Annotated in this window: 10 protein-coding genes; all 10 read right to left on the bottom strand. The window is 75.1% G+C overall.

Annotation, left to right across the window (positions count from 1 at the left end):
* Positions 1 to 67: 67 nt before the first annotated feature.
* A complete protein-coding gene (ftsH, locus tag PH191_RS18130) occupies positions 68 to 2,629 on the bottom strand; it encodes an ATP-dependent zinc metalloprotease FtsH (RefSeq protein ID WP_274196020.1) in 2,562 nt (853 codons plus the stop codon).
* A 169-nt stretch (positions 2,630 to 2,798) separates the two neighbouring features.
* Positions 2,799 to 4,370, bottom strand: coding sequence for a helicase HerA-like domain-containing protein (locus tag PH191_RS18125; RefSeq protein WP_274196019.1), 1,572 nt, complete (start codon positions 4,368 to 4,370; stop codon positions 2,799 to 2,801).
* A 210-nt stretch (positions 4,371 to 4,580) separates the two neighbouring features.
* A complete protein-coding gene (locus tag PH191_RS18120) occupies positions 4,581 to 5,249 on the bottom strand; it encodes a hypothetical protein (RefSeq protein WP_274196018.1) in 669 nt (222 codons plus the stop codon).
* A gap of 25 nt (positions 5,250 to 5,274) precedes the next feature.
* On the bottom strand, positions 5,275 to 6,483 hold the full coding sequence (locus tag PH191_RS18115; RefSeq protein ID WP_274196017.1) for an ABC transporter permease: 1,209 nt from the start codon (positions 6,481 to 6,483) through the stop codon (positions 5,275 to 5,277).
* Positions 6,484 to 6,505: 22 nt separating this feature from the next.
* Positions 6,506 to 7,216, bottom strand: a complete 711-nt coding sequence (locus tag PH191_RS18110) for an ABC transporter ATP-binding protein (RefSeq protein WP_274189968.1) — start codon at positions 7,214 to 7,216, stop codon at positions 6,506 to 6,508.
* 5 nt (positions 7,217 to 7,221) lie between these two features.
* Positions 7,222 to 8,946 (bottom strand): efflux RND transporter periplasmic adaptor subunit, encoded by a 1,725-nt coding sequence (locus tag PH191_RS18105; protein WP_274196016.1) that lies wholly within the window; start codon positions 8,944 to 8,946, stop codon positions 7,222 to 7,224.
* Between the two features lie 65 nt (positions 8,947 to 9,011).
* Positions 9,012 to 9,557: a hypoxanthine phosphoribosyltransferase gene (hpt, locus tag PH191_RS18100; RefSeq protein WP_274196015.1), complete on the bottom strand. Its 546-nt coding sequence runs from the start codon at positions 9,555 to 9,557 to the stop codon at positions 9,012 to 9,014.
* A gap of 14 nt (positions 9,558 to 9,571) precedes the next feature.
* Positions 9,572 to 10,609, bottom strand: a complete 1,038-nt coding sequence (gene tilS / locus PH191_RS18095) for a tRNA lysidine(34) synthetase TilS (protein WP_420791821.1) — start codon at positions 10,607 to 10,609, stop codon at positions 9,572 to 9,574.
* A gap of 10 nt (positions 10,610 to 10,619) precedes the next feature.
* Positions 10,620 to 11,693 carry a zinc-dependent metalloprotease gene (locus PH191_RS18090; RefSeq protein WP_274196013.1) on the bottom strand — a complete coding sequence of 358 codons (1,074 nt, stop codon included), beginning with the start codon at positions 11,691 to 11,693 and terminating at the stop codon, positions 10,620 to 10,622.
* A 41-nt stretch (positions 11,694 to 11,734) separates the two neighbouring features.
* Positions 11,735 to 13,201 carry a D-alanyl-D-alanine carboxypeptidase/D-alanyl-D-alanine endopeptidase gene (gene dacB / locus PH191_RS18085; protein ID WP_274196012.1) on the bottom strand — a complete coding sequence of 489 codons (1,467 nt, stop codon included), beginning with the start codon at positions 13,199 to 13,201 and terminating at the stop codon, positions 11,735 to 11,737.
* Positions 13,202 to 13,211: the final 10 nt, after the last annotated feature.

Here is a 13,211-nt window from a genome sequence, read left to right as displayed (position 1 = left end):
GACCGGGCCGGCGGGCAGCCGGCCCGTGGCCCGAGTGGTGGGCCCGGCGGTGGGCCCAGTGGTGGGCTCAGCCCTGGCCGCGCGGGGTGTCCCGTCCGTCCGTGCCGGACGGGCCGGTGGTGCCGTCGGACCCGTCGTGACCCCGGCCCGTGGACGACGAACCGGTGTGCCGACCCTCCGGCCAGCCGTCCGACCGGCCCTCGCGGGTTCGGCCATCCGGGTCACCGTACGGGTTCGGCACGGATTCGCCCGGCGCACGTGATGCGCCGTACTGGCCCGGGCCCTGTCCCTGCCCCGGACCGCCGGAGCGACCGGCTCCGCCCGGGTTCCACGTCGTGCCGTGCGGCACGGTCGCGGGCGTCCAGCCGGGAGGGGCACCGTAGTTCGGCGCCACCGAGGACGGCTTGTCCTCGGCGGAGCGACGGCCGCCGCCACCGTTCGAGCCGGCGCCGGCGCCGGCGCCGCTGCGGTAGACGTCCGGGATGCCCTGGGTGGGCGTGCCCTGGGGCGGGGTGGGCGACTGGCCGGCCTCCTGGGACCGGTCGTGACCGTTGCCCGCGGCGTGGGCCCCGTAGGAGCCGTTGACGGCGGGCGCCACCGCGTGGCCGTTGCCGGCGACGGAGCCGACGGTGGCGGGCTCGGTGTCGGCGCTGCGCTGCTCGCCGGGCGGGGGCCACGGCTCGCCGCGCTCGGCGGCCTGCTCGCGCCGCGTCTTGATCGGCGGCCGGTCCGACGGCACGCGCTCACCGAAGTCGTTGAACGCGGTGATGCGGGGCCGCTTGGTGACCGACGCGAAGATTCGCTCGAGGTCGCGGCGCTGCAGCGTCTCGTGCTCGATCAGCTCGCCGGTCAGCGCGTCGAGCGCGTCGCGGTGGACGTTGAGGATGTCCCACGCCTCGGTGTGCGCCGCCTCGATGAGCTTGCGCACCTCCTCGTCGATCTCGTGGGCGACCTCGAGCGAGTAGTCGGGCTGACGGCCCGCCGAGCGGCCGAGGAACGGCTCGCCCTGCTCCTGGCCGTACTTGACCGCGCCCAGCTTGGCGCTCATGCCGTACTCGGTGACCATCGCGCGGGCGATCTTCGTGGCCTGCTCGATGTCGGACGACGCCCCGGTGGTGGGCTCGTGGAAGACGAGCTCCTCCGCCGAGCGTCCGCCCATGGCGAACACGAGGCGCGCCAGCATCTCGGAGCGGGTCATGAGCTCCTTGTCGTCCTCGGGGACGACGAGCGCGTGGCCGCCGGTGCGGCCGCGCGGGAGGATCGTGACCTTGTAGACCGGCTCGATGTCCGGCATCGCCCAGGCGGCCAGCGCGTGGCCGGCCTCGTGGTAGGCCGCGACCTTCTTCTCCTGCTCGGAGATGATGCGGCTCTTGCGGGCCGGGCCGCCGATCACGCGGTCGACGGACTCCTCGAGCGCGGCGCTGTCGATCTGCGTCTTGCCCAGGCGGGCGGTGAGCAGCGCGGCCTCGTTGATGACGTTGGCGAGGTCGGCGCCGGAGAACCCGACCGTGCGCTTGGCGAGACCGTCGAGGTCCGCCTCCGGGGCGAGCGGCTTGCCCGCGGAGTGCACCGCGAGGATCGCGCGACGGCCGGCGAGGTCCGGCGCGGCCACGGGGATCTGGCGGTCGAAGCGGCCGGGCCGGAGCAGCGCCGGGTCGAGGATGTCGGGCCGGTTGGTGGCGGCGATGAGGATGATGCCGCCGCGGGCGTCGAACCCGTCCATCTCGACGAGCAGCTGGTTGAGCGTCTGCTCGCGCTCGTCGTGGCCGCCGCCCATGCCGGCGCCGCGGTGGCGGCCGACGGCGTCGATCTCGTCGACGAACACGATGCAGGGGGAGTTCTGCTTGGCCTGCTCGAACAGGTCGCGCACGCGGGAGGCGCCGACACCGACGAACATCTCCACGAAGTCCGAGCCGGAGATCGTGTAGAAGGGCACACCAGCCTCGCCGGCGACCGCGCGGGCCAGCAGCGTCTTGCCGGTGCCGGGCGGACCGTAGAGCAGGACGCCCTTGGGGATCTTGGCGCCGAGCTGCTGGTAGCGGGCCGGGTTCTGGAGGAAGTCCTTGATCTCGTAGAGCTCCTCCACCGCCTCGTTCGCCCCGGCGACGTCGGAGAACGTGGTCTTCGGCATGTCCTTGTTGAGCTGCTTGGCCTTGGACTTGCCGAACGACAGGACGCGGTTGCCCCCGCCCTGGGAGTTCATCATCCAGAACAGCAGCAGGAGCACCAGGCCCAGCGGGATCAGGTAGATCAACATCTGGGTCAGGATCGAGTCCTGCGTGACCCGGGTGTCGAAGCCCGACCCAGCCGGGTTCTCGCGGACCAGGGCGAACACCTGGTCGGTCGCGGCGGCGGGGTACTGCGCGTAGATCTGGTTGGTCGTCGTGGGCGCGGCGCCGTCGACGCCGGGGACCTGCACGGGGTTGGTCAGCGTCAGACGGAGACGCTGCTCCTTGTCCTCGATCGTGATCTCGGACGCGTTGCGGGCCTCGACCTGCTGCAGGGCGAGCGACGTCGGGGCCTCGGTGAACCCGCGGGTGTCGCTGAGCAGCGACGAGACCCCGAGGTAGACGAGGAAGAACACCACGATCCAGATGAGTGGATTGCGGAGAAGGCGCTTGCGGTCCATACGGTTGCGGCCTCCAGGCGGCCCTCGACCCTCCCCGGGTGGACCCTGCGGTCGGTGTCAGTCGTCTCGGCTCGGGGTCCGCCCACGCACGGAGGTCCGTGGGGCCCTGATCTGCTCAATGTACCCCGCGGACCCGACGGTGGTCCGGGCGCGCAAGACCCGGTGGCCCTCAGCGACGGCGGCGCGCGGTCCCGAACAGCCCGCGGGTGATCTCACGACCGAGCTGGCTGGCGAGGGAGCGGACGAAGGACTTCACCGCCGGGTTGGCCATGGCCTTCTCGACCATGCCCGGCCCCTCGTCCTCGGCGGGCGGCGGGGCCTGCGGCGGTGCCTCCTGCGGGGCCTGCTGCGGCGGCACCGGCTCGGCAGGCGGCGTGGCCGGCGCATTCGTCGCCCCGGTCCGCGCCGCGAGCTTCTCGTGGGCCGACTCGCGGTCGATGGGCGTCCCGTACTTCGGCCACAGGGGCGAGCCCTGGGCCGCCTCGGTGACCGCGGGCTCCCCGATGGCGGCCATCAGCGAGCGCGGCGCGCGGATCCGCGTCCAGGCCACGGGCGTCGGCGCCCCCCGCTCGGAGAGCACCGTGACGAGCGCCTCGCCGGTGCCCAGCGTCGTCAGCAGCTCCTCGATGTCGTAGACCGCGCTCTTCGGGTACGTCCGCGCCGTCTTCGTCAGCGCCTTCTGGTCGTCGGGGGTGAACGCGCGCAGGGCGTGCTGCACGCGCGCCCCGAGCTGGGAGAGCACGTCGTTGGGGACGTCGGTGGGCTGCTGGGTGCAGAAGAAGACGCCGACGCCCTTGGAGCGGATGAGCTTGACCGTCTGCTCGATGCGGTCGAGGAACGCCTTCGAGGCGTCGCTGAAGAGCAGGTGCGCCTCGTCGAAGAAGAAGACGAGCTTCGGCTTCTCGACGTCGCCGGCCTCGGGGAGCTCCTCGAACAGCTCGGCGAGCAGCCACATGAGGAACGTCGAGTACAGCGTCGGGTCGGCCTGCTGGTCGGCCAGCTCGAGCAGCGTCACCCGGCCCTTGCCGTCCGGCTCGATGACGAGCAGGTCCTCCGGGTCGAACTCGGGCTCGCCGAAGAACTCGTCGCCGCCCCGGGCCTCGAGGTTGACGAGCGCCCGCAGGATGACCCCGGCCGTCGACGCCGAGACCCCGCCGATGCCCTTGAGCTCGGCCTTGCCCTCGTCGGAGATCAGGTACTGGATGACCGACCGCAGGTCCTTGGTGTCCAGCAGCGCGAGGCCCTGGCCGTCGGCCCAGTGGAAGATCAGCCCGAGCGTCGACTCCTGGGTCTCGTTGAGCCCGAGCACCTTGGACAGCAGTATCGGCCCGAACCCGGTGATCGTCGCGCGGACCGGGACGCCGATCCCCGTCCCCAGCGACAGGAACTGCACGGGGTAGGCCGTCGGCGCCCAGTCGTCCCCGGTCTCGTGCGCGCGCTGGGTGACGCGGTCGCTCGTCTCGCCCTGGTGCGCCATGCCGGAGAGGTCGCCCTTGATGTCCGCGAGCAGCACCGGGACCCCGGCCGCGGAGCACTGCTCGGCGAGGTTCTGGAGCGTCTTGGTCTTGCCCGTGCCCGTCGCGCCGGCCACGAGACCGTGACGGTTCAGCGTCGCGAACGGGATGCGGACGTGCGCCTCCGGCGCCGCGACGCCGTCGATCACGACGGCTCCCAGCTCGAGCGCTCCCGCCTCGGTCGCGTATCCGGCGGCGATCTCTGCAGCTGCACCCTGGTCGGCCACGGGGGGAGGCTAGCGGGCCCGCCCTCTCCGGGGGTGGATCACCGGTGCGGGGCCCGCGGGGGTGTGGGAGCGAGGGACGCCCTCGCTGCCTCCCACGCAGTCGGGGTGACCCTCGCGCCACCTCGGGTCCGCGGGCAGCGGTGAGCGAGGGACGCCCTCGCTGCCTCCCACGCAGCCGGGGTGACCCTCGCTCCACCACCTGTGGAGCGCTCAGGACCCCGCGGGGACGTCCACGCGCACCGCGGTGATCGCGCCGTCGGCGCCGCGCTCGGCGTGCACCGTCACCTGCTGGCCGACGCGCAGGCCGGCCGGGCCGTCGGGGCGCGGGACGGCGACGCCGGTGCCCGCCGTCGTGCGCAGCGGCGTGAGGGTGCCGTCGCCGGAGCGGACCGTGACGATCGGGAAGCCGCCGCCCGTCGGCTGGACGGACTCGACGACGCCGAGCAGGTCGGGCACCGAGCCGGGCCCGGTGTCCGGGGCGGTCGCGCGGCCGATGAAGGCGCCGAGCACCAGGCAGACGACCCCGCCGAGCACCAGCAGCAGGATCCGGGTGGAGCGCGCGAGCCCGGGACGCTGCAGGCGGGTGGCCAGGTCCACGTCGTCGACGGGGCGGTCGAGCACCGACGCCGCGTCGTCCTCCCTGGGGGTCCGCCGGGTCTGCTGGGCCGGCCCCGACCGGCGCGCCGGCGGCGGCGGGACGGGGAACTGCTCGGTCGGCGCGGCGTCAGGCGTGTGCACCGCCGCGGGCGCGTCGTCGTCCCGGGCGTCCCGGACGTCATGCCCGTCGCGGGCGTCACGGCCGTCGCTCGCGTCGCGGTCGTCCCGCGCCGGCTCGGTGTCCGTCGACGTCCCCTGGTCGGGGTCGGGCGGCTGGGTCACGGCTCCTCCTGGAGGTCCACGGGTGTCACTCCCGGCGCAGGGCGTCGATGGGCCGCAGGCGGGCGGCGCGGCGGGCGGGGTAGGCACCGAAGAAGATGCCGATGGCGGCCGACACCGCGACGGCGGCCACCACCGCGGCGGGCAGGATCACCGGCCGGAAGTCGCCGAGCGGCACGAGCGTCCCGGCGTAGCCGACCGCGACGCCGAGGATGCCGCCAACCACGCTGAGGATGATCGACTCGACGAGGAACTGCCCGAGGATCGCCGACGGCGGTGCCCCGAGTGCCTTGCGGATGCCGATCTCCCGGGTCCGTTCCGTGACCGACACCAGCATGATGTTCGTGATCCCGATGCCGCCGACCACCAGCGAGATCGCCGCGATCGCGGCGAGCAGCAGGGTGAACGCGCCGAGGGTGTCGTCGAGGACGTCGGCGAGCTGGCGTGCACTGAGCACCTGGTAGTCGCGGTTGTCGGGCTGCTCGATCCCGTGCCGGCGGTCCAGGATGCTGTTGATCTCGCTCTCGGCGGCGGCCTGCGCCTCGGTGGACCGGGCCTGCACGACGATCTGGCTCAGGTTGCCGAACCCGGTCAGCGACCCCTGCACCGCGGTCAGCGGGGCGAGGACGTTCTCGTCGGGGTTCGACAGCCCCTGCCCCTGGCCGGCGGGTGCGAGGGTGCCGATGACGAGGAACGGCACGTCGTCCACGAGCACGTCCCGACCCACCGGCTCCGAGCCGACGCCGAACAGGTCGTCGGCGGCCGTGCGGCCGAGCAGCACGACCTTGCGGCCCGCCTCGACGTCGGCGTCGGTGTAGAAGCGGCCGGTGCCCATCTGCACGTTGGCGCCGGAGAAGTAGGACGGCGTGCTGCCGACGACGGTGACGTCGCTGGTCGCCCGGCCCGCGGCCGTGGTCGCCGAGAGCGTCACCACCGGGGAGACCGACGCGACGTCCGGCGCGCCCTGGGGATCGGCGAGCGCCCGGGCGTCCGCCGAGGTCAGCGGGCGTCCGTCGGTGCCCGCGGTCTCCGGAGGCTGGCGCGGCAGGACCGTGATGCTGTTGGCGCCCAGGCCCGCGATCTGGCTCTGGATGTAGACCGACGCCCCGTTGCCCAGCGCCGTCAGCAGGATGACCGCGGCGATGCCGATGATGATCCCGAGCATCGTCAGCAACGACCGCAGGCGGTTGGCGATCAGTCCGCGCACCGCGAAGCGGACGATCTCGACGATGCTCATGTGTTGTCACCCACCCGCCCGGTCACCGCCGCGCCGCCTCGGTGAGCCGCCCGTCGGTGACCACGACGACGCGCTCGGCCCGCGCGGCCACCTCGTCGTCGTGGGTGATGATCACGATGGTGCGCCCTGCCTCGTGCAGGCGGTCGAACAGCCCGAGCACGTCGGTGGTGCTCGCCGTGTCGAGGTTGCCGGTGGGCTCGTCGGCCAGCAGCAGCGCCGGCGTCGTGACCAGGGCGCGCGCCACCGCGACCCGCTGCTGCTGCCCACCGGAGAGCTGGTTGGGACGGTGGTCGGACCGTCCCTCGAGCCCGACGAGCGAGAGCGCCGCCTCCGCCCGCTCGCGGCGCACCCGCCGCCCGACACCCGCGTAGACCAGCGGCAGCTCGACGTTGGCGAGCGCCGTGGTGCGCGGGATGAGGTTGAACGCCTGGAAGATGAAGCCGATCTGCCGGTTGCGCAGCACGGCCTGCTGGCGCTCGTCGAGGTTCGCGACGTCGAGGCCCTCGAGCAGGTAGCGACCCGAGGTCGGTGCGTCGAGGCAGCCGAGCATGTTGAGCAGCGTCGACTTCCCCGACCCCGACTGGCCGATGACCGCGACGTACTCCCCGCGACGCACGCTGAAGTCGACGTCCCGCAGCGCGTGCACCGCGGTCTCGCCCTCGCCGTAGACCTTCGAGAGGCCGCGGACGTCGAGGACGTGCTCGACCTCCCCGACGCCCTCGATGGCCGACACCGTCGTCACCCGCCCCCGCCGGAGCCGCCACCACCGTTGTTGTCGAGACGCGGCGGCGGCTCGCCCGGCGCGAAGGCGTTGCCGGTGTTCGGGTCGGGCAGGACGACGAGCTCGCCGGGCGCGAGGCCGGAGCGGATCTCGGTGAGCGTGTCCGAGCTCAGCCCCAGCCCGACGGTGCGGGCCTGCGGGACGCCGTCGGGTCCGAGGACCTGCACGGTCCCGGAGGTCGCGCTCTCCCCGCCGATCGGCGTGACGGCCACCGACGGGAGGAACGCGACGTTCGGCGACTGCGCGACGGTGACGGCGACGCTCGCGGACATCCCGGGCCGCAGGTTCGGCGGCGGGGTGGTGAGCGTGACGGCGGTGCCGTACTCGACCGAGGTGCCGGCGCCGGGCAGCAGGTCGACCGCGCTCACGGTGCCGGGCAGCGACTGCCCGGGCAGCGCGTTCACCGAGACCGCCACCGGCTGCCCGACCGTCAGCCGCCCGACGTCGAGCTCGGGGACGTCCGCGCGGATCTGGAGGGTCGCGAGGTCGAGGACCGTCATGGCCGCCGGGGCCGTGGGCGACCCCGTGACCGACGCCGTCCCTCCGCCCGACTGCGCCCCGGCCCCACCCGAGGCCGCGCCGGCCGCCGCGGAGGCGCCCGCACCGGTCCCGCCGGCGGTGCCGTCGGGCAGCGTGCCGCCGGTCGGGTTGCCCGACGACGTCGAGCTGCTCACGGTGGCGCCGGCCGGCACGATCTGGCCGGGTCCGATGTCGAGGCTGACCACGGTGCCGTCCTGCGGGGACGACAGCTCGAGGTCGTCCGCGCTCTGCTCGGCCTGGACGACCGACGCCTCGGCCTGCGCGAGCGCCGCCTCCGCGGAGGCCACAGCGCCCTCGGGGGTCGAGCCGCCGGCGGCGCCTCCCGCGGCGCCAGCGCCCGAGCCGCCGGCTGCGCCGGAGCCGGTGCCGCCGGTGCCCGGGGTGGGTGTGGGCGTGGGGGTCGGGGCGGCGGCCTTCGGTGATGAGGAGAAGCCGTAGACGCCGACGACCGGGCCGTTCTGCTGCTGGGGCTGCCCACCCGGCTGGCCCGGCTGACCCGGCTGACCCGGCTGACCCGGCTGCCCCGGTGCTCCACCCGGACCTCCTGCGCCGCCCGCTCCGCCCGGGCCTCCGGCTCCGCCGGCGCCACCGGTCCCGCCGGGTCCCCCGGCGCCTCCCGGTCCTCCGGCGCCACCCGTGGCAGCGCCACCGCCACCACCTGCCGGCGGCACGGTCCCACCCGCCGGCGGCGGCATCGTGCCGCCGGCCGCCGGCTGCTGCGCCGCGGGCTGCTGGGCCGGCGCGGCGGTGGTCGTCGGGTTGTCGCGCGCCTCGCGGGCGTCGCGCAGCTGCTGGCGGGCGGAGTCCCGCTGGGCGCGCGCGGCCTCGAGGTTCGCCTCGGCGTACTCCGCGTCGAGGGTCGCGACGACCTCGCCGGCCGTGACCGTGTCCCCGATGGCCACCCGGACGTCCTCGACGCGTCCGCCGGCGGCGAAGTTCAGCGTGGAGCTCCGGGCACTCGTCACGGCGCCGGAGGCGGTGACGGTCTCGGCGACCGTCCCGCGTCCCACCGGGGTCGTACGCAGGCCGGCGTCCTGCGTGCCGCTCGAGGACAGGGCCACCACCGCGCCGCCCGCGGCGAGCAGCACGACCAGCACGATCAGCCCGTTGACGATCCACAGAGAGCGACGCCCACCGGCCATGTGGCGGACGTTATCCCGCCGTCACCCGGCCCCGACGCCCGGGTCCGCACTGGGTGAGTGACGGTTCAGGCGTAGACGTGCGGGTCGAGCGTGCCGATGTAGGGCAGGTCGCGGTACCGCTCGGCGTAGTCGAGACCGAAGCCGACGACGAACTCGTTGGGGATGTCGAAGCCGATGTAGGCGACGTCCACGTCGAGCTTGGCCGCCTCGGGCTTGCGCAGGAGGGTCACCACCTGCAGCGACGCCGGGCCGCGCGACTCCAGGTTCTTGCGCAGCCAGGACAGCGTCAGCCCGGAGTCGATGATGTCCTCGACGATCAGGACGTGGCGCCCGGAGATGTCGCGGTCGAGGTCCTTGAGGATACGGACGACGCCCGAGGACGACGTCGACGACCCGTAGGAGCTCACGGCCATGAACTCGAGCTGGGTGGGCATCGGGAGCTTGCGCGCGAGGTCGGTCATGAACATCACGGCGCCCTTGAGCACCCCGACGAGGACGAGGTCCTGGTCGTGCTCGCCGTACGCGGCGCCGATCTCGGCCGCCAGGTCGGCGATCTTGCTCTGAATCTGCTCCTCGGTGACCAGCACGGACGCGATGTCGCCGTCGTACACCGTTGTCGAGCTCCTCAGCAGATCGGTGGTGGGGCGTGTGGCGCAGTCCCTGCTCCGGCCGCAGCCACGCGCAGCCTGCCACGAGCCCGCACGACCTCCAACCCGCCCGGGAGGGGAGGTGCGCCCTGTCCGCGCCACGCGGCGACGAGCGCGTCGACGGCGCGGAGATGCGCGTCACTGAGCTCCGCGACCCCGGCGTCGTGCAGCCACGCCCGCAGCACCCGGCGCCGGATCGCGGGCGGGTCGGCCGCGAGGGCGGCCGCGTTGAGGGCGCCGTCGTCGTCGACGAGCTCGTGACGACGCCCGTCGGCGAGTGCGGTGAGCGCGGCGTCGTCGTCGGCGAGCTGGGCGGCGGTGCGGGCGAGCGCGGGCGCCACGCCGCCGGCCAGCACGTCCTCGAGCAGGGGAAGGACCTCGTGGCGCAGCCGGACGCGGGTGTAGCGCGGGTCGGCGTTGTGGGGGTCGTCCCACACCGCGAGGCCGGCGGCGGCGCACGCCGCCCGGGTGGTCGCGCGCCGCACGCGCAGCAGCGGGCGGCACCACGGCGGGTCCCACGCGGCCATGCCCGCGAGCGAGCGCGCGCCCGACCCGCGGCCGAGTCCCAGGAGCACCGTCTCGGCCTGGTCGTCGAGCGTGTGACCGAGGAGCACGGGCGCGTCCCCCTGCTGCTGTGAGATCGAGCGCAGCGCCGCGTACCGAGCTGTGCGGGCAGCGGCCTCGGGCCCGCCGGCGGTGCCGACCTCGACGGCGACGACGTCGGCGCGCGTCCCCACGGCCCGGAGCTGCGCCGCCGTCCGCGCCGCGTGCTCGTCCGAACCGTCCTGCAGGCCGTGGTCGACGACGACCCCGAGCACCGGGCCCGGCGCCACGTGGACCGCCGCGGCGGCGAGCGCGAGCGAGTCCGCGCCACCCGAGCAGGCGACGATCACCGCGAACGGGGAGTTCGTGCGCGTAGAAGCAGCGAACGGGCCGTTCGTTGCGTCAGGCAAGGCGGCAGGGAGGGCCTCGCGCACCGCCCGGCGGACCTCGGCCACCGGCTCCGGGACGCGCACGAGCGGGACGTCAGCCGTGGACGCGGGCGAGCCAGGCGGCGGGGTCGGTGATCTCCGCGCGCCGGGGCAGGGTGTCCGGCGAGGTCCAGACGGCGTTGAGACCGTCGAGCCCGACGACGTCGACGACGTGGTCGACGAACACCCGGCCCTGCTCGTACTGCTTGATCTTGGCGTCGACGCCCAGCAGCGTGCGCAGGAGCCGGTCGACGAGGCTGCCGCCCCGGCGGCGGGTGGTGAAGCGCGCCCGGATCGTGGACACCGACCCGACGACCTCGGGGCCGACGGCGTCCATCACGTGCTCGGCGTGGCCCTCGAGCAGCGTGGTGAGGGCGAGCAGCCGGTCGAGCACCTCGCGCTGCTCGGGCCCCTGGAACATCTCGACCAGGGCGAGCCCGTCCTTCGGAGGGTCGCGGCGCACGGCCTTGACGATCTCGGGCAGGCGGTCGACGGCGCCCGACGCGGTGCGGTCGAACCCGCCCGCGAACGCCGCGACCTCGGAGCGGAAGTGGTCGCGCAGCCAGTCGACGGCCGTGAACTGCAGCCGGTGGGTGGCCTCGTGCAGGCAGACCCACAGGGCGAAGTCCTCGGCGTCCACGTCGAGGGCGCGGCGCGCGGCGACGACGTTGGGCGCGACGAGCAGCAGGCGCCCGGCCTTCTCGGGGCCGCCGAACGGGTCGTACTGACCCAGCACCCGGCTGCCGAGGAACGCCAGCAGCGTGCCCATCTGCAGCCCGGCCGCCGAGCGCGTGACACGGCCGAACGCGTCGCCGACGAGGCCCTCCGGCGCCCGGGGCCCGGGGGTGTCCTCGAGCAGCGTGGCGATGCCGTCGACCGCGGAGCGGATCCATCCCGGCCGGTCGACGACGTCGGCCTCGGGCACCGGCAGGCCGGCGCCGAGCCCGGTGAGCGCCCGCACGTGGCCCTCGCCGACCCTGGCGCCGTCACGCAGCCGCGTGACCTCGACGGCCGCCTCCTCGGGCGTCACCGACGGCCCCGCGGAGACCAGGCGCGCCCCGGTGGCGGCGGCGAGGTCCCAGTCGACGGGCAGCCCCGTCGGGGGCGCGGAGGTCAGCTCGGCGGTCACGGCTCCACCGTACGTCGCGCCCTCCCCCGGCAGCGGCTCACTCAGCGGCAGCCGCAGTCGTGCAGCGCCGCGGCCAGCGCGTCGAGGCGCGGCCGGGCGCTGCCCGGGTCGACGCCGTTGCTCATGAAGGAGAAGACGAGCACCCGCCCGTCGGCGGTGCCGACGACGCCGGCGAGCGCGTTGGCGGCGGTCAGCGTGCCGGTCTTCGCCCGGACCCAGCCGCGGCCGTCCGCCGACGGCGTGCCGGGCGTGTAGCGGTCGGCGAGCGTGCCCCCGCCCCCGGCCACGGGCAGCCCGTCGAGCAGCGGCCGCAGGGCGGCGGTGCGCGGGTCGGCGCCGACGGGGGCCGCCGCGGGCGCGAGCACCCCGGACAGGGCGGTCGCCGGCACGCGGTCGTTCACCGAGAGCCCGCTGGTGTCCGCGAGCGTCACCCCGGCCATGTCGATCTGCGCCTCGCCGAGCACCTGCGTCACCGCGCGGGCCGCGCCGTCGAACGTCGTGGGCAGGCCGACCGTGCGGGCGACCTCGCGGCCGAGGGCCTCGGCGAGCACGTTGTCGGAGTTCTGCAGCGCCGTGCGCACGAGCTCGGTGGCGGGCGGCGAGACGACCTGCCCGAGCACCGGCGCGGCGGGGGGCGCGGTGCCGACCGTCGCGGTCGGGGCGGTCCCGCCGGCGGCCAGGCGACGGCCCAGCTCGCGGGCGGCGTCGGTGGCCGGCGTCGAGGTGCGCGGGATGTCGAGCTGGGTCGGGTCCGAGCGGCCGCCGTCGAGCATCACCGGCACGATCGGCGCGACGAAGCCGCCGGCGACGTCGGTGGGGTCCCAGCCGGGCGCGACGCCGTTGCCCCCGCCGTTCTCGTAGCGGGAGACGTCGACGTAGACCCGCTTGACCGCCGGCTGCCCGGCGCGGGCGGCGGTCACGGCGGTGACGAGGTCGTCGAGACGCGCCGCATCCGGGTACACGGTCCGTTGCCCGGCCGGCAGCGACGACAGCGTCGGGTCGCCGCCGCCGACGAGCACGACGGAGTCGGGGGTGGGCCCGGCGACGACCGTCGTCGTCCAGCGCATCGTCGGGTCGAGCCGCAGCAGGGCGGCCGCGCCCGTGAGCAGCTTCGTCACCGAGGCCGGGACCTGGGGCTCGGAGGAGCGCCGGTTCCAGAGGGTGGTGCCGGTCGCGGGGTCGACGACGGCGCCGGTGAGGTCGCCGAGCGCGGCGGCCCGGGTGTCGAGCGCCGTCGCGAGTCCGGCCTCGGTCGGCACCGGGGCCTCGGCGCCGGCGGCGGCCAGGCGCAACCGGGGTGTCGAGGGGTCCGGCGGCTCGGCGGCCTCCCCGCCGAGCAGCGAGACGGGCAGACCGACCGACCGCGCGAACGAGGGCGCCTGCAGCGCCGTGCCGACGCCGAGACCGGCGAGCAGGACGACGACGACCGCGAGCGCGAGGAGCGCCGGGATCCACCGGCGACCGGCGGATGACGTCGCGGGATTCGCGCGGTGACCGTCGCCGCTCACGCCCCCGGAC

It is taken from the genome of Actinomycetospora callitridis (assembly GCF_028737265.1).
Lineage (GTDB): Bacteria > Actinomycetota > Actinomycetes > Mycobacteriales > Pseudonocardiaceae > Actinomycetospora > Actinomycetospora callitridis.
Note: the sequence above shows the minus strand (reverse complement) of the source record. Positions and strands in the feature narration are given on the sequence as shown.

Coding starts and splice junctions, on each gene's coding strand:
- ftsH (WP_274196020.1), bottom strand. CDS start 2,629: ATGGACCGCAAGCGCCTTCTCCGCAATCCACTCATCTGGATCGTGGTG.
- PH191_RS18115 (WP_274196017.1), bottom strand. CDS start 6,483: ATGAGCATCGTCGAGATCGTCCGCTTCGCGGTGCGCGGACTGATCGCC.
- PH191_RS18105 (WP_274196016.1), bottom strand. CDS start 8,946: ATGGCCGGTGGGCGTCGCTCTCTGTGGATCGTCAACGGGCTGATCGTG.